The 15,901-nt window shown below is 68.4% G+C and carries 16 protein-coding genes; 14 read left to right on the plus strand and 2 right to left on the minus strand.

The window, feature by feature from the left end; all coding sequences use genetic code 11:
• The first annotated feature begins 27 nt into the window (after positions 1–27).
• The 10 genes from LFM09_RS37615 to LFM09_RS37660 all read left to right on the plus strand — a co-directional run bounded on the left by LFM09_RS37615 (position 28) and on the right by LFM09_RS37660 (position 8,443).
• Complete coding sequence (locus LFM09_RS37615) at positions 28–1,566, plus strand: anthranilate synthase component I (protein WP_414101380.1); 1,539 nt, start codon at positions 28–30, stop codon at positions 1,564–1,566.
• 46 nt (positions 1,567–1,612) lie between these two features.
• Positions 1,613–1,996 carry a Trp biosynthesis-associated membrane protein gene (locus LFM09_RS37620; RefSeq protein WP_414101381.1) on the plus strand — a complete coding sequence of 128 codons (384 nt, stop codon included), beginning with the start codon at positions 1,613–1,615 and terminating at the stop codon, positions 1,994–1,996.
• Between the two features lie 132 nt (positions 1,997–2,128).
• Entirely contained in the window at positions 2,129–2,938 is an 810-nt protein-coding gene (gene trpC, locus LFM09_RS37625; RefSeq protein ID WP_414101382.1) for an indole-3-glycerol phosphate synthase TrpC, read from the plus strand.
• Positions 2,917–4,188 carry a tryptophan synthase subunit beta gene (trpB, locus tag LFM09_RS37630; protein ID WP_414101383.1) on the plus strand — a complete coding sequence of 424 codons (1,272 nt, stop codon included), beginning with the start codon at positions 2,917–2,919 and terminating at the stop codon, positions 4,186–4,188. Before trpC ends, trpB begins: the two co-directional genes overlap by 22 nt.
• A complete protein-coding gene (gene trpA / locus LFM09_RS37635) occupies positions 4,185–4,976 on the plus strand; it encodes a tryptophan synthase subunit alpha (RefSeq protein WP_414101452.1) in 792 nt (263 codons plus the stop codon). Before trpB ends, trpA begins: the two co-directional genes overlap by 4 nt.
• 186 nt (positions 4,977–5,162) lie before the next feature.
• The gene (locus tag LFM09_RS37640) at positions 5,163–5,276 is read left to right on the plus strand and encodes a lasso RiPP family leader peptide-containing protein (RefSeq protein WP_414101384.1); all 114 of its coding nucleotides are present in this window, start codon (positions 5,163–5,165) and stop codon (positions 5,274–5,276) included.
• Positions 5,273–7,030 carry an asparagine synthase-related protein gene (locus tag LFM09_RS37645; RefSeq protein WP_414101385.1) on the plus strand — a complete coding sequence of 586 codons (1,758 nt, stop codon included), beginning with the start codon at positions 5,273–5,275 and terminating at the stop codon, positions 7,028–7,030. The genes LFM09_RS37640 and LFM09_RS37645 overlap by 4 nt, the downstream gene beginning before the upstream one ends.
• Positions 7,027–7,455 (plus strand): lasso peptide biosynthesis B2 protein, encoded by a 429-nt coding sequence (locus LFM09_RS37650; protein WP_414101386.1) that lies wholly within the window; start codon positions 7,027–7,029, stop codon positions 7,453–7,455. Before LFM09_RS37645 ends, LFM09_RS37650 begins: the two co-directional genes overlap by 4 nt.
• Entirely contained in the window at positions 7,452–7,715 is a 264-nt protein-coding gene (locus LFM09_RS37655; RefSeq protein ID WP_414101387.1) for a lasso peptide biosynthesis PqqD family chaperone, read from the plus strand. The genes LFM09_RS37650 and LFM09_RS37655 overlap by 4 nt, the downstream gene beginning before the upstream one ends.
• A 167-nt stretch (positions 7,716–7,882) precedes the next feature.
• A complete protein-coding gene (locus tag LFM09_RS37660; protein WP_414101388.1) occupies positions 7,883–8,443 on the plus strand; it encodes a Uma2 family endonuclease in 561 nt (186 codons plus the stop codon).
• Here the strand turns inward: LFM09_RS37660 and LFM09_RS37665 are convergent.
• Entirely contained in the window at positions 8,440–9,588 is a 1,149-nt protein-coding gene (locus LFM09_RS37665; protein WP_414101389.1) for an FAD-dependent monooxygenase, read from the minus strand. The two genes, LFM09_RS37660 and LFM09_RS37665, sit on opposite strands and share 4 nt — an antisense overlap.
• A gap of 511 nt (positions 9,589–10,099) precedes the next feature.
• Here LFM09_RS37665 and lgt point away from each other — a divergent pair.
• From lgt to LFM09_RS37680, 3 genes are all read left to right on the plus strand, one after another.
• The gene (lgt, locus tag LFM09_RS37670; RefSeq protein WP_414101390.1) at positions 10,100–11,113 is read left to right on the plus strand and encodes a prolipoprotein diacylglyceryl transferase; all 1,014 of its coding nucleotides are present in this window, start codon (positions 10,100–10,102) and stop codon (positions 11,111–11,113) included.
• A gap of 3 nt (positions 11,114–11,116) precedes the next feature.
• Positions 11,117–11,779, plus strand: a complete 663-nt coding sequence (locus LFM09_RS37675) for a response regulator transcription factor (protein WP_414101391.1) — start codon at positions 11,117–11,119, stop codon at positions 11,777–11,779.
• Positions 11,780–11,893: 114 nt separating this feature from the next.
• A complete protein-coding gene (locus tag LFM09_RS37680) occupies positions 11,894–13,243 on the plus strand; it encodes an ATP-binding protein (protein ID WP_414101392.1) in 1,350 nt (449 codons plus the stop codon).
• Here LFM09_RS37680 and LFM09_RS37685 read toward each other — a convergent pair.
• Positions 13,233–14,132 (minus strand): TAXI family TRAP transporter solute-binding subunit, encoded by a 900-nt coding sequence (locus LFM09_RS37685; protein ID WP_414101393.1) that lies wholly within the window; start codon positions 14,130–14,132, stop codon positions 13,233–13,235. The two genes, LFM09_RS37680 and LFM09_RS37685, sit on opposite strands and share 11 nt — an antisense overlap.
• Before the next feature lie 112 nt (positions 14,133–14,244).
• Between LFM09_RS37685 and dctA the strand changes: the two genes are divergently transcribed.
• On the plus strand, positions 14,245–15,603 hold the full coding sequence (dctA, locus tag LFM09_RS37690) for a C4-dicarboxylate transporter DctA (RefSeq protein WP_414101394.1): 1,359 nt from the start codon (positions 14,245–14,247) through the stop codon (positions 15,601–15,603).
• The last annotated feature ends 298 nt before the right edge of the window (positions 15,604–15,901 follow it).

Genomic DNA, 15,901 nt, shown 5'->3' on the forward strand with positions numbered 1-15,901 from the left:
TGTTGAATTTATGCAACAATTGTCCTCATGGTGAGCGTCATCGGGGCTGTGGCCGCCGCTGGTCTGGGGGCCGTGAGCCCAACGCGTGAGGAGTTCCGCGAACTCGCGGTCAACCGGCGGGTGATTCCGGTGGTCCGCAGGTTGCTCGCGGACGCCGAGACTCCTGTCGGGCTGTACCGCAAGCTGGGGGCGGACCGGCCGAACACGTTCCTGTTCGAGTCGGCGGAGAACGGGCGTTCGTGGTCGCGGTGGTCGTTCATCGGGGTGCGGTCGACCGCGGCGTTGACGGCTACCGGCGGTGAGGCGTTCTGGACCGGCACGCGGCCGGTCGGGCTGCCGGACGGTGGCGACCCGCTGCAGGCGTTGCGCGAGACCATCGAGGTGCTGCGCACGGACCCGTTGCCCGGCATGCCCCCGTTGACCGGCGGCATGGTCGGCTACATCGGCTACGACGCGGTGCGGCGGCTGGAGCGGCTGCCGAACATCGCCGAGGACGACCTGAAGCTGCCTGAGCTGGTGATGCTGCTCGCGACGGACCTGGCCGCGCTCGACCACCACGAGGGCACCGTCACGCTCATCGCGAACGCGATCAACTGGGACGACTCGCCGGAGCGGGTCGACGAGGCGTACGACGACGCGGTGCGCCGCCTCGACGAGATGACCACGGCGATGCACACGCCCGCGCCGCCGACCACCGCGGTGTTCTCGCGGCCCAAGCCGGAGTTCCGGCGCCGGCGGACGCAGGCGGAGCACTTCGCCGCCGTCGAGAAGGCCAAGGAGGCCATCCGGGCGGGCGAGGCGTTCCAGATCGTCGTGTCGCAGCGGTTCGAGATCGACACGGACGCCGACGCGCTCGACATCTACCGCGTCCTGCGCACCACGAACCCCAGCCCGTACATGTACCTGCTGCGCCTCGACGGGTTCGACATCGTGGGCTGCAGCCCCGAGTCGCTGGTCACGGTGCGCGACGGCAAGGCGACCACACACCCCATCGCGGGCACCCGCTGGCGCAGCGAGGACCCGGACGAGGACGCCCTGCTGGAGAAGGACCTGCTCGCCGACCACAAGGAACGCGCGGAGCACCTGATGCTCGTCGACCTCGGCCGCAACGACCTGGGCCGCGTCTGCAAGCCCGGTTCGGTGCACGTCGTCGACTTCTTCAAGGTCGAGCGGTACAGCCACGTCATGCACATCGTGTCGACCGTGACCGGTGAGCTGGCCGAGGGCAAGACCGCCTACGACGCGGTCGCCGCGTGCTTCCCGGCCGGGACGCTCTCCGGTGCGCCGAAGCCGCGCGCGATGGAGCTGATCGAGGAGCTGGAGCCCACCCGGCGCGGCCTCTACGGCGGCGTCGTGGGCTACTTCGACTTCGCAGGGGACGCGGACACCGCCATCGCCATCCGGACAGCCCTGGTGCGCGACGGGGTGGCGTACGTGCAGGCGGGCGGCGGCATCGTGGCGGACTCGGACCCGCTGGCCGAGGACAACGAGACGCTGAACAAGGCGGGCGCGGTGCTGGCCGCGATCGCCACTGCGCAGACGATGCGGCCTGCCGTTGAAAATTAGCCGCTTTGTCGGACGCAGTCCACTGTGGATCGCCGCGCTCCTGCTCGTGGGCGCGGCGGGGGCGTTCTGGGGCGCGGGTTCGGTGCCGTTGGCGCTGCTGAGCCTCGCCTCGGTCGCCGCGGCCGTGGCGCTCAGCGGCGTCGGGCGCCGGATCCTCGGCGCCCTGCTGGTCCTCGTGGGCGTCGCGGCGGCGTTCAACGGCCACTGGCTCGCGATCGCGGGCGGTGTGCTCGTGGTGGCCTCCGGCGCCCTTCAGGTAGCGCTCGGGGCGCGGATGCCGAAGATCGGTGTGGGCGGGCAGAAGACCCGGTCGGAGGACCCCGAGACGGACATGTGGCGTGCTTTGGAGCGTGGAGATGATCCAACTTCCGAGCGGAACGACGATCAAGCCGACGATAATGACCGCGGACGGTCTTCCTCGAACGAGTGAAGATCGTTCGGCCGCGTTCACGCATGTGACGCGTGCACAACCGTGGCTAGCTGCGTCGACACTGAACCCCCGGTGGCTGGGGCGTTACTCCGCCGGGGTTAGCATCCCCCTAGCGGGAAGGGGAGCAAGACTGTGACGGTTCTCGAGTCGATCCTCGAAGGTGTGCGTGAGGATCTCGCCGCTCGCGAGGCCCAGTTGTCCTTCGACGAAGTCAAGGAGCGCGCGGCCAAGACCGCCCCGCCGCTCGACGTCATGTCGGTGCTGCGCGGGCCCAATGTGGGTGTCATCGCCGAGGTGAAGCGCCGCAGCCCCTCCAAGGGCGCGCTGGCGGAGATCCCCGAGCCTGCCGAGCTCGCGGCCGCGTACGAGGCGGGCGGCGCGTCGGTGATCAGCGTGCTGACCGAGCAGCGGCGGTTCGGCGGGTCTCTCGCCGACTTCGACGCGGTGCGCCGGGCGGTGAAGATCCCCATGCTGCGCAAGGATTTCATCGTCGCGCCGTACCAGGTGCACGAGGCGCGCATGCACGGCGCGGACCTGGTGCTGCTGATCGTGGCCGCGCTGGAGCAGAACGCGCTCGTGTCGCTGCTCGACCGGGTGGAGTCGCTCGGGATGACCGCGCTGGTCGAGGTGCACACGGCCGAGGAGGCCGACCGTGCGCTGGAGGCCGGTTCGACGGTCATCGGGGTGAACGCGCGCAACCTCCACACGTTGGAGATCGACAAAGACGTTTTCGGCCGGATCGCTCCCGGACTACCCTTCGAGACGATCAAGATCGCCGAGTCGGGCGTGACCGGACCCGGTGACCTGATGGCTTACGCCGGTGCGGGTGCCGACGCGGTGCTCGTCGGCGAAAGCCTGGTGACCAGCGGCGACCCCAAGGCCGCCGTGAACAAGCTCGTGACCGCCGGTTCGCACCCGGCGTGCCCGAGGCCGAGCCGCTGAGTCGGCATCGCTGTTTGAGGAGTGACTCGATGGGCCAGTTCACGCCCACGCCGCATGATCCCGACGCACGTGGCCACTTCGGCCCGTGGGGTGGCCGGTTCGTCCCGGAGGCCCTGATCGCGGCGGTGGACGAGCTGGCCGCCGAGTACGACAAGGCGCGCATCGACCCGGAGTTCGTGAACGAGTTCAAGCGCCTCCTGAAGGACTTCGCGGGCCGTCCGTCGCTGCTGACGGAGGCGCCGAAGTTCGCCGAGCACGCGGGCACGCGGGTGTGGCTGAAGCGCGAGGATCTCAACCACACGGGCTCGCACAAGATCAACAACGTGCTCGGCCAGGCGCTGCTGACCAAGCGCATGGGCAAGAAGCGCGTGATCGCGGAGACCGGCGCCGGTCAGCACGGTGTCGCCACGGCGACGGCGTGCGCGCTTCTCGGGTTGGACTGCGTCGTCTACATGGGCGAGGTCGACACCGAGCGCCAGGCGTTGAACGTCGCGCGCATGCGTTTGCTGGGCGCCGAGGTCATCCCGGTGAAGTCCGGGTCGCGGACGCTGAAGGACGCGATCAACGAGGCGTTGCGCGACTGGGTCACGAACGTCGACGACACGCACTACCTGCTCGGCACGGCCGCGGGCCCGCACCCGTTCCCGCTGCTGGTCCGCGACTTCCACCGGATCATCGGCATCGAGGCGCGCGAGCAGATCCTGGAGAAGGCAGGCCGGCTGCCGGACGCGGTCGTCGCGTGCGTCGGCGGTGGCTCGAACGCCATCGGCATCTTCCACGGCTTCATCGATGACGCGGACGTCCGTCTGGTCGGTGTCGAGCCAGGTGGTTCCGGACTGGACAGCGGCAGCCACGGCGCGACGCTGACGGCCGGTACGCCCGGCTCGCTGCACGGCGCGATGTCGTACGTCATGCAGGACGAGGACGGTCAGATCACCGAGGCGCACTCGATCTCCGCCGGTCTGGACTACCCCGGTGTCGGTCCTGAGCACTCCTTCCTCAAGGACATCGGCCGCGCCGAGTACTTCCCGGTGACCGACGCGGAGGCGATGGAGGCGTTCGCGCTGCTGTCCCGCACCGAGGGCATCATCCCGGCGATCGAGTCCGCGCACGCGCTGGCCGGTGCGCTGAAGCTGGGGCCCTCGCTCGGACCGGACGGCCTGTTGGTCGTGAACCTCTCCGGGCGCGGCGACAAGGACATGGACACGGCCGTGAAGTACTTCGGCCTCGCTGACGGGGGACAGGCCTGATGTCGTTGTCGGACATTTTCTCGGCGGCGAAGGCCGAGTCGCGTGCGGCGCTGGTCGGGTACCTGCCGGCCGGGTTCCCCACGGTCGAGGGATCCAAGGACTACCTCCGCTCGATGGTCGAGTCCGGTTGCGACCTGGTCGAGGTCGGCCTGCCGTTCTCGGACCCCGTGATCGACGGCCCGACGATCCAGGCCGCTGCCGAGCAGGCGCTCTCCGCGGGCTTCCGCGTGCGTGACCTGTTCGACGTGGTGTCCTCCGTCGCCGACGCCGGTGGGCGTGCGGTCGTGATGTCGTACTGGAACCCCGTTCTCAAGTACGGCGTGGACGCGTTCGCGCGCGACCTCGCGGCTGCCGGCGGACTGGGCATCATCACGCCTGACCTGGTGCCGGACGAGGCCGAGGACTGGATGGCCGCCTCCGAGGCACACGGGCTGGACCGGATCTTCCTGGTGGCGCCGTCGTCGACGCACGACCGCATCGAGATGACGGCTCGGGCGTCGTCCGGCTTCCTGTACGCCACCGCGGTCATGGGTGTGACCGGCGCGCGGGACGTCGTGTCGTCCGATGCTCCTGAGCTGGTCGCGCGGGTTCGTGAGCACACGTCGATCCCGGTGGGTGTCGGGCTGGGCGTGCGGTCCGGGGCGCAGGCCGCCGAGATCGCCGGGTTCGCGGACGGCGTCATCGTCGGGTCGGCTTTCGTGTCGGCTGTGGCGGAGGGTGACGCGGCGGTGCGCGCGCTGGCCGCCGACCTGGCCAAGGGTGTGCGATCGGCTGCGGCCACCGTCTGATTCTTTGGTTCGTGAGAGCCGCTCGGCCTTCGGGCCGGGCGGCTTCTTCGTTGTCAACGCCTTCGGGCTGTTGGGATGAACCCTGGCCGAAAAGCTTGTGGTCTCAACAGGAATGGGCACCTTTCGTGTTGTGCGTTCGCTCGTAGCGTCGAAGACCTCACTTCGTGGAACGGGAGGTGTTCGGACATGCAGAGCGAAGAGATCTACGTCGCGCCTGCCTTGGAAGAGGTCGGCGAGTTCAACGACGACACGCAGGGCTGGGGTATCAGGGGATACGACCTGGAGAGCGAGTTCCCGTGATCGGCGCGGAGGGGTTCGTGGTGCTCCCGGACGTCGACAGCGCCGCGTTTTCGGTGTTCTCGGCGCCGGAGGTGCTGCGGTATCCCTCCGGGCGGCCCTGGGTGATGGGCCGTGATCTCACGTCGGTCAGCTGTGGTTCGATCAGGGTGGTGTTGGTCGGGGCGTGCCCGGTCAGCACCACCCGCCTGACCTCTTTGGTCTCTCGAATTCGGTGCGTTGACGACGTCTCGGCCTTTGCGCGGTCGTTGCCCGGCAGTGTCCACGTTGTCGCTTCGGTCGGCGGGGTTGTCCGGGTTCAGGGCTCCATCACGGGGTTGCGCAGCGTGTTTCATGCTGTGGTGGCCGGTGTTCCGGTGGCTTCTGACCGTGCGGACGTCCTGGCTCGTTTGCTGGGTTCCTCGTTGGACGACGACGTGCTGGCCGTGCGGTTGATCTCGGTCAACCTGCCGCCGCCGTTGTGCGATCGCAGTGTGTGGCGCGGTGTTTCCGCCGTGCCTGCCGACAGCTACCTGACCTTGGACCCGCTGCGCGTGGTTCGGTGGTGGACGGCGCCGGAGCCTTCGTTGGGGCTTGCTGAGGGCGCTCCGGCTGTGCGGGATGCGTTGGTGGCAGCGTCTTCGACGCCTGGGCGTCCTTCTGCTGATCTGTCCGGTGGGCTCGACTCCACCTCGTTGTGCTTCCTGACGCGTCCGGATCTGATCACCGCGCGGCTGTTCAACGGCGATCCTGCCAACGATGATCCGGTTTTCGCTGATCTGGCTTGTGCTGCATTGCCTTTGGCTTCGCACGTCGTCGTTGGCCGTGACGACCTGCCGGGGATGTTCGGTGATCTGGGCAGTGTGGTGGATCCGGAGGGTCCGGCGCTGAACGTCCGCACCGCTGCTCGCAACCTCGCGTACGCGAGGTTGCTGGCTTCTCGGGGCGCTCGGTGGCATCTGGCCGGGCACGGTGGTGATCAGCTGTTCTCCGCGCCTTTGTCCTATCTGCACACGCTTGCTCGGGGCACTCCTTTCGTGGCGTTGCGGCATCTGCGCGGCTATCGCGCGCGATACCGCTGGCCGTTGGGTTCGTCGTTGGTGGCGTTGGCTTCTCGGCGTGATCTGGTCTCGTCCTGGGCTCGGTTGGCTGATGATCTGACCGCGCCGCGCCCTGCGCGTTCGCCGCTCGTCTCCTGGTTGCCGCCGTTGCGGATGCCGCCCTGGGCCTCGGCGGATGCGGTGTCGACGGCTCGGCGTGTTCTGCGCTCGGTGGAGGTGGCGCCTTTTGCTGCGGACCGCGGTCAGCACGGCACGCTCGCCAACCTGCGCACCTACAGCCACAGCTACCGGATGATGGCGCGCACTTACCGCGCTGGCGGTCTGTCGTTGCACCTGCCGTACTTCGACGACCGGGTGGTCGAGGCGGTGCTCGCGGTCCGGCTGTCTGAGCGGACCACGCCTTGGCGCTACAAGCCGCTGCTGGTGGAGGCGATGCAGGGGCGGGTGCCCTCTGGCGTGCTGGCTCGGCGGACCAAGGGTGAGTTCAGCGTCGATGCGCACAGCGGGTTGCGGGCCAACCTCCCTTCCTTGCTGTCGTTGTTCGCTGATTCCGGGTTGGCGTCTCGTGGGTTGATCGATGTGGACGTGTTGCGATCTCGGTTGGTCGGGGCACATCGCGACAACCAGAACCTGCTGGCTCTGGACGCCACGCTGGCCTGTGAGGTGTGGCTGCGCGTGGTGTCGGGTCGTTCTGAGTCGAAGTTGGTGACCTTGTGACTGCTCCTGGTGCTCTGCCTGAACGTCTCCGTCTGCCACTGCGCCAACGGCCGTTGCCGCTGTTCGCCGTCTTCGTCGCGCGCCTGCTCGCCAAACTGCGGCCGCGTCGCCTGCGTGCGGTGCTCTTACGGCTGCGTCGCGGCGCACGACCTGCCACTCGTGCTGAGGCGTTGGCCGCGCGGTCCGCGGTCGTCGCCGTCAGCCTGCGTTGCGCCGGGGAGCAGGGCTGTCTGCCGCGGTCGATCGCGACCGCGCTGCTGTGCCGGCTGCGTGGAACGTGGCCGACCTGGTGCACCGGCGTGCGGACGTCGCCGTTCAGCGCGCATGCCTGGGTCGAGGTCGACGGTGAACCCGTCGGCGAGCCGTTTCCCGCCGGCTACTACCAGCGGCTGCTGGCCGTGCCGGTTGAGAGCGAGGCCCGATGAAGCTGCGTTCGGACGTCACGTTCGCCGAGACCCCCGACGGCACCGTGCTGCTGGACGGCCGCTCAGGCCGCTACTGGCAGCTGAACCCGACTGGTTCGCGGGTGCTGGCGTGGTTGCTCGACGGGCTCAGCCTCGACGCGGTCGCAGCGCGGCTGGCTGACCGGCACTCCATTGCTCTGGAGAAGTCTGTTGCGGATGTTTCCTCCCTCGTCGGGCAGTTGTCGAGTGCGGGGCTGGTGCTTGGAGCCGTTCCAACATAAGTGTGACATTGATTCGAACACCTGATCGAGTGAATCTGGGTTCGGTTGGGGTCAAAACGCCCCTGAACTGTCAGTCTGACCTGCGATCGTGGCGCTATGCACAAGCCAGCTATCCGCCCGGCGTGCCACACTGGTACTCGCCGGGCGGTTTTCGGAGGTGATGCCCAGTGGCGGCTCCAACTCGATCGGCGCCAACCGACTACCTGTTGCCCAGGCATGCGGGTCCATGGACGCTCGATGACGTCCTGTCCCTGCCGCAGGACAGCAGTCAGCGCATCGAGCTCGTTGACGGGGCCCTGCTTGTGAGTCCGTTGGGTTCCTACCGCCACCAGCAGTTGGTGGGACGGGTCTACGCGGCGCTGCTCGCCGCCTGCCCCGACGAGCTCGAAGCAACGATCGAGCTGAACGTCCTGCTTTCCAGCGGGCGTCTGGTGATCCCGGATTTCACGGTCGTCAGACCACGCGAGGCGGGCGTTCACTTCCCGGTCTCTGATGTCGAGCTTGTCGGTGAGGTGTTCTCACCGAGTACGCGGCTGCACGATCAGGGTCTCAAACGGAGTCTGTATGCCAAGGCAGGCGTGCAGTACTACCTGATGGTCGATCCGGAGCCGCATGTCCCCGAGGCCACGTTGCTACAGCTCCAGGGCGAGGAATACGTCGAGATCGCGCAGAGCGTGAACGGCGTGCTGGAGATCGAGCAGCCGTACCCCGTCACCATCAAGTTCTAGCCGTAGAGCCACTCCAGCCGTTCGTGCAGGTCAGCAACGGTCCACGAGGCGAACATCGCGTCACGGGCCGCGGCAGCCGAGCCCGCCGGGTGGTAGACCTCCCGACCCATCAACCGTGAGGCGTGGTGGACGCGCGCGGTCCGCGCAGAGCGCATGGACACGTACCGCGCAAAAGAGCCAGCCACGTCACGGTGGTCGAAGGCCGAGGTCAGGCAGACGGCGTCCTCCAACGCCTGGCAGGCGCCCTGCGCGGCGTACTGCAGCACGGGATGGGCGGCGTCCCCGAGCAGCACGACGCGCGAGTCCTGCCACGTCGTGATCGGCTCCCGGTCGCACAGCACCCACGCGCGCCACTCGTCGGCGAGCTCCATGATCCGCGCGGCGTCGGAGCACAACGGCGCGAAGTGCCGCACCACGTCGGAGTGCTCGACGGGCTTGCCGGTCATCGGTTCGGTGGCGCCGTTGTCCGTGGTGGCGACCAGGTTCACGTACCGGCCGCCGGCGATCACGTACCAGACCACGTGGTAGCGCGGCCCGGCCCAGAGCGTGACGACGTTCTCCTTCAACGCCGCCGGCACGGCCTGAGCGGGGATGACCGCACGAAACGTGGTGTGCCCGGACACCACGGGATCCCCGTCGCCCACGAGCTGCCGCCGCACCGCCGAACGCAGCCCGTCCGCCCCGACCATCGCCGACCCGTGCACGAGGTCGCCCGACCGCAGCACAGCGGTCACCTCATCGCCCGCCTGCGTGTACGACTCGACGCCGCTGTTGACCCGCAGGTCGACGAGCTCGTTGTCCTGGCAGGCGTCGAGCAACGGCGTCAGCACGTCGTTGCGGTGCACCACCGCGTAGGTGCCGAACCGCTCCCGAAACCCCGCGTCGATCGGCAAGGAGGCGACCAACGACCCAGAAACCCCGCACCGCAACCGCAACTCGTCGACGTGCACGGCCCGCTCCCGCACCACCGCCCCAACCCCGAGCGAGTCGAGCATGCGGAACCCGTTCGGCCCGACCTGGATGCCCGCGCCGATCTCCTCGAACACCGCCGCGGCCTCGAGCACCGTCACGCGCTGCCCGGCCCGCGCGAGACCGAGCGCCGTCGCCAGGCCACCGATACCGCCGCCGACCACCAGGACCGTCATGTCCGCCCTCTCGCGAGTCCGCCTGAGACCGCGTCCGAGTATCTCGGCTCAACGATCACGAACCCCCTAAGAAGACCGAGAGCGCTCGAACGGCCCAACAGCGCCGAACGGCCTACCGGGGAGGCTCAAGGTCGCGAACCCCTGATGAATGAGGGTTCCGGAGAGGAGGTGACCAGGTCGTGCAGGGAGATCAAGCACCTTCTGAGGCCGAGGGCGTTTGAACGGCCTGCCGGGGACGTTCAAGGGTCGCGGGCCCTGACGAATGAGCGTTCCGGAGAGAGGGTGAAGCCGCGGGCCTGGGGTTTCGCGCTCCGGGATCACGAGCGGCGGGTGGGTGTCGTCAGCGGCGGCTGGATGCCTGGGCGGCCGCGCCGTGGAGATCAAGCGCCCCTGAAGACCGGGAGCGGTCGGACGGCCCAGCGGCGCCCGAACGGCCTACCGAGGGCGCTCAAGGTCGCGAACCCCTAACGAACGAGCGTCCCAACGAGACGCTCACGAGCCCACCGGTACGGTGGGCGACGTGTTGAACGGGTTGAACGCCGTCCTGGCCACGATCCCGAGCCCAGACCGTGGTGTTTGGTACCTCGGTCCGCTCCCCATCAGGGCCTACGCGCTGTGCATCATCGCCGGCATCATCGTCGCGATCTGGTGGGGTGAGCGCCGCTGGGTTGCTCGCGGCGGCATCAAGGGCGAGGTGACCGACATCGCCGTGTGGGCGGTGCCGTTCGGCCTCGTCGGCGGGCGGCTCTACCACGTCATCACCGACAACCAGAAGTACTTCGGGCCGGGTAAGGATCCGCTCGCGGCGCTGGAGATCTGGAACGGCGGTCTCGGCATCTGGGGTGCCATCGCGCTCGGTGCGGTGGGTGCCTGGATCGGGTGTCGGCGCAAGGGGATTCCGCTGCCCGCGATGGCGGACGCGCTGGCGCCCGGCATCGTGGTGGCGCAGGCCATCGGGCGGCTCGGCAACTACTTCAACCAGGAGCTCTACGGCGGCGACACCACGTTGCCGTGGGGGCTGGAGATCTACCGTCGCGTCACGCCGGAGGGGCGTGAGGACGCGCTGGCCGGTGTCGCGATCGATCACACGCCGATCCAGATCGTGCACCCGACGTTCCTCTACGAACTGTTGTGGAACCTCGGTGTCGCGCTGCTGATCGTGTGGGCGGACAAGAAGTTCCGCCTCGGTCACGGCCGGGCGTTCGCGGTGTACGTCGCGGGCTACACGGCGGGCCGGTTCTGGATCGAGCTGATGCGCACGGACGAGGCGACGCTGATCTTCGGGCAGCGCGTGAACGTGTTCGTGTCGGCGGTGGTGTTCATCGGCGCGGTCGGCTACTTCCTGATCGCCAGGTCGCGTGGTGAGCGTGAGGACGTGGCCGCGTTGCGAGGCACAGACCTGACCGGCGAACCAGCCGCGGAAGCGCCGGAAGAGCCGAAGGCCGAAGAACCCGCAGACACGGACGACGTCAAAGAAGACGCCGACGACAAGAAGAACTCCCCGGAGTCCGTCAAACCGGAGTGACCTGTGCGCGTGCTCGTCGTCGAGGATGACGACCGGGTGGCCAGAGGCCTGCTGACCGCGCTGCGGCACGCCGGCTACGAGGTGCATCGGGTGGCCACTGCCGCCGACGCTCTCAAAGCCGCCCCCGCTGACGTCGTGCTGCTCGACCTCGGCCTGCCCGACGGCGACGGCTTGGACGTGCTGCGCGAGCTGCGGCACCGGCCGGGCACCGCCGTGATCACGGTGACCGCGCGTGGCGAGGAGCGCGAACGCGTGCTCGGCCTGCGTGCGGGCGCTGACGACTACGTGGTGAAGCCGTTCGGCACGTCCGAACTGCTCGCGCGCATAGAAGCCGTGCTCAGACGAACGCGCACGCACCGTGCCGGGCCGGAGAGCGAGGGGCCGATCGAGGTCGGCGCGCTGCAGATCTCCGTGCCGACCAGGTTGGTCACGCTGGCGGGGGAGTCGCTCGTGTTGACCCGCAAGGAGTTCGACCTCCTCGCGCTGCTCGCCACCAGGGCGGGCGAGGTGGTGAGCCGCGACTTCATCGTCGACCAGGTGTGGCAGGCGCATTGGGAGGCGCCGTCCCGCACTCTCGATACGCACATCGCGGCGTTGCGTGGAAAGCTCGGCGGACACGTCAAGATCGAGACCGTCAGAGGCGTCGGCTACAGGCTTGCCACCTAGTGCCGGTCACGGCACTGCCCGTGACCTTGAGAACACGGACTGCGTGGTACCTCTGAAATACCGGATGATGAGCGCCGGAGGTGCCCCAATGCGACTGACCCGTGACGGCGGCTGATGCTGCGCCGACTCCTCGTCATCACCGTCCCGCTGCTCGTCGCACTCGTCGCCGCGCTCGGCATCCCGCTCGCGTCCGCGGTGGTGCAGCGCGAAACGCAGACCACCTACCTCGACCGCCTCGGCGACGCCCGCCGGTTCGCCTCGCTCGCCGAGAGCGCGCTGCAGTCGGACCGGTTGAACGCGCTCGACTTCGAGATCCAGCGCTACGACCAGCTCTTCGACATCCCGGTGGCACTGGTCAGCGCCGACCGGCGGCTGCTGCTCTCCTCCCGCCGCGGCTTCAACCCCACCGACGACCCCGAGGTCGTCGGGGTTCTCAACGAGGCGCTCAACGGCATCCAGCCCGACTCGGTGTACGCGGCGTGGCCGTGGCGCACCGGGCCGATGGTGGTCGTCGAACCGGTCGGGCGGGACAGCGAGGCGGTCGCCGCGGTCGTCAGCGTCTCGTCGACGACGGCTCTGCGCACCGAGGTGCTGCGCCAGTGGGGTCTCATGGCGCTGGCCGGTCTCGCTCCGATGCTGGCCGTGGTCGCCGCCGCCTGGCCGATGTCGCGCTGGGTGCTCCGGCCGGTTCGCAGGCTCGACGAGGCCACCGCGGCGGTCGCCCAGGGCAACCTCGACGTGCGCGCGGACGAGGTCGGCGGACCGCCTGAGCTCAGAAGGCTCGCGAGAAGTTTCAACACCATGGTCGACGTCGTCGGCAAAGCCCTGAACAGGCAAAAGGCGTTCGTCGCCGACGCATCGCACCAACTGCGCAACCCGCTGGCCAGTCTCCGGCTCGCCGTCGACAACCTCGAACCGCACGTGGACGGGGAGCACGGCAGGGAGGCGCACCAGATCGCGGTCGACGAGGCCGAGGAGATGGGCCGCGTGCTGGACACGTTGCTCGCCGCGACCCGGCTGGACAGCGCCCGCAAGACCGAGCCGGTCGAGATCGACCAGCTGCTCGCCACGCACCGGCCCGCCTGGCAGGCGCTGGCGAGCAAGGACGGCGTGACGCTGAAGATCGACGTGCCCGCCGGCCTCACCATGCAGGAACCGCCCGGCGGGCTCGGCAGCGTGCTCGACGAGCTGGTCAGCAACGCCATCCGGCTCGCCGGCGCCACCGAGGTGCAGATCATCGGCAAGGCCGGCGAGCTGCACGTCATCGACAACGGCGAGGGCCTGACCGACGAGGAACGCGAGCACGCGCTGCAACGGTTCTGGCGCGCCACCAAGCACCAGAACATCGCCGGCACCGGGCTCGGGCTCGCCATCTGCGCCGAGCTGATCGAGTCGGCCGGCGGCACGCTCACGCTGCACGACGCCGGGCCGGGGCTCGACGTGAAGGTCCAGCTCAGCGCTTGATCGAACGGAACCACCGCACGGCACCGTCGTGCAGCGGTATCTCGCCGGTCGCGATGCCGGTGCGGACGTTGATCCGCGCCGCCTCCGGGTGGCCGTCCACGATCCGTGCCGTCTCGGTGAACACCGTGCGGGTCACCACCTCCACCACGTCCGCGCTCAGCGACTCGTGCGCGAGCAGCAGGTTCGGCACCGCGAAGGTGTGGTTGGCCGGCAGGGCCTCGTAGGTCTTGCCGGGGATCGTCGCCGGGATGTACGGGCCGCGGAAGGCGTCGGCGAGCTCGATGGCCTCTTTCGTGATGTCGATCAGCCGCACGTTGCCGCGCAGGTTGGTGATCGCGGGCGTCGGGATCCCGGTCAGCGCGAGCATCGCGTCGAGCGTCCCCTCGCCGACGCGGCGGGAGGCTTCCGCGTGCGCCATGCGTTCGTCCAATGCGGACATCCCGAAGTGGTTCATCATCCGCGTCGCTGTGAACTCGGTGCCGGAACCGATGGGGCCCAAGGAGATCCGCTTGCCCGCCAGGTCGCGGAAGGACTCGATCGGCGAGATCGCCGGCACCGCGATCTGCATGAAGCTGTCGTAGAGGCGGCCGACCGCGCGCACGCTGTGAGGGTCGTCGATGGGGTCCAAAGAGGACAACGCGAGCTGCGCCGTGCCGGACTTGAGCAGCCGGAGGTTCTCCACCGACGCCGCGGTCGGCAGCGCGATCACCTTCGTACCCGGCAGCTGCTCGGCCAGTGCGTCCGCCAGCGCGCCCCCGACCTCGCGGAACACGGCACCGTCGGGTCCGGTCGCGAGCACCAGTTCTGCGGGTGCCTCGACCTTGCGCTGGGTGCACCCGGCCAGACCGAGGGCGGCCCCTAGCAGAAGCGTGCGACGGCTGAGCGACACCGATAAAGACTAGCTGTTACGTCAGGGCTGTCTGAAGTTTCCTGACGTCTGCTTGTCGCGCCTCGTGGCGCGGCTCACCCTCACTACCCAACGCGAAGTTCAAGGAGGAACCGTGGCGACCACCACCACAGGCCGCAAACCGATCTACAAGCACCTGTACTTCTGGGTGCTGGTCTCCATCGTGCTGGGCGCGGCCGTCGGCTTCCTGTTCCCCAAACAGGCATCCGAGATGAAGTGGCTCGCAGACCTGTTCGTCAACCTGGTCAAGGTCGTCATCGCGCCGACCATCTTCGCGACCATCATCGTCGGCATCGCGGGCCTCGGAAACCTCGCCAAGGCGGGCGGGCTCGCACTGCGGACCATCCTCTACTTCACCGCGATGACCACGGTGGCGCTCGCCATCGGCCTCATCGTCGTGAACATCGTGCAGCCGGGTCACCACGGCGGCGAGATCACGCTCAACGCGAGCGCGGCCGACGCCACGCTGAAGTCCGCTTCGAGCGCGGAAACCGGTGTCACCGGCTTCATCCTCAGCCTGGTGCCCAAGTCGTTCGTCAGCGCGTTCACGGACGGCCAGCTGATCCAGGTGCTCGTGGTCGCGATCCTCGTCGCGGTCGCGGTCGCCGGCATGGGTGAGCGCGGTGCCAAGGTCGTCTCCGCGATGGAGACGCTGTCCAAGGTCATGTTCGGCATCATCAAGCTCGTCATGTACGTCGCCCCGATCGGTGCCTTCGGCGGTATCGCCTACACCGTCGGCAAGTTCGGCGGCAGCGTCCTCGGCAAGCTGCTCTGGCTGATGGGTTCGTTCTACGCCACCTGCATCGTGTTCATCGTCGTGGTGCTCGGCCTGGTGGCGAAGTTCGCGGGCTTCAGCCTCTTCAAGTTCCTGCGCTACATCAAGGACGAGATCCTGATCGTGCTCGGCACCTCGTCCAGCGAGTCGGTGCTGCCGCGCATGATGGTCAAGCTGGAAGCCGCCGGCGCGCAGAAGTCGGTCGTGGGCCTCACGATCCCGACCGGTTACTCGTTCAACCTCGACGGCACCTGCATCTACCTGACCATGGGTGCGATCTTCATCGCCCAGGCCACCGGTCACGACGTGTCGATCGGTGTCCAGATCGGCCTGCTGCTGTTCATGCTGATCGCGTCGAAGGGTGCGGCGGGCGTCACCGGCGCCGGCCTGGTCACCTTGGCCGCCTCGCTGCAGGCGTTCGAGGCCCACTCGGCCATCCCCGCGGTCGGCATCGCGCTGATCGTCGGCATCGACCGATTCATGTCCGAGGCCCGCGCCATCACCAACGTGATCGGCAACGGTGTGGGATCCCTGGTCGTCGCCGCCTGGCAGAAGGGCCTCGACAAGGACCGCCTCAACGAGGTCCTGAACAACCCGGACCTGGTCGACGTGGACGACCTGCTGGCGCAGCAGAGCGGCGGCGAGGGCGACAAGAAGGAGCCGGTCGCGGCTCACTGAAACGTCCGTGGCCGGGGGCGTCTCTCCCCGTCTCCGGCCACGAGACCTCAGACCTCCATGTATGCCGAGGTCCCGTTCTCCCCGCATGCGGCGCGGGGTGAACGGGACCTCGGTCTCGTTTGGTGAGGAACAATCACGAATTGCACGAGTGGACCGTGCTCGCGCGACTGCGGTGCGTGCAGGTGAGCGTCCGCTAACTGGGACGACAGGCGGCTGATCAGCCAAAACGGGCGTGTACCCGGCGGATCCACTGCTAAACCGTGATTGTCATGCAGCTCTCATCAACCTGGCTGATGTT

Origin of the sequence: Lentzea alba (assembly GCF_047445655.1) — a bacterium.
Classification (GTDB): domain Bacteria; phylum Actinomycetota; class Actinomycetes; order Mycobacteriales; family Pseudonocardiaceae; genus Lentzea; species Lentzea alba_A.

Excerpts from the sequence above, each read along its gene's own strand:
- LFM09_RS37655 (WP_414101387.1), top strand. The coding sequence starts at position 7,452 with ATGAAGCTGCGTTCGGACGTCACGTTCGCCGAGACCCCCGACGGCACC.
- LFM09_RS37665 (WP_414101389.1), bottom strand. The coding sequence starts at position 9,588 with ATGACGGTCCTGGTGGTCGGCGGCGGTATCGGTGGCCTGGCGACGGCG.
- LFM09_RS37680 (WP_414101392.1), top strand. The coding sequence starts at position 11,894 with ATGCTGCGCCGACTCCTCGTCATCACCGTCCCGCTGCTCGTCGCACTC.
- LFM09_RS37640 (WP_414101384.1), top strand. The coding sequence starts at position 5,163 with ATGCAGAGCGAAGAGATCTACGTCGCGCCTGCCTTGGAAGAGGTCGGC.
- LFM09_RS37615 (WP_414101380.1), top strand. The coding sequence starts at position 28 with ATGGTGAGCGTCATCGGGGCTGTGGCCGCCGCTGGTCTGGGGGCCGTG.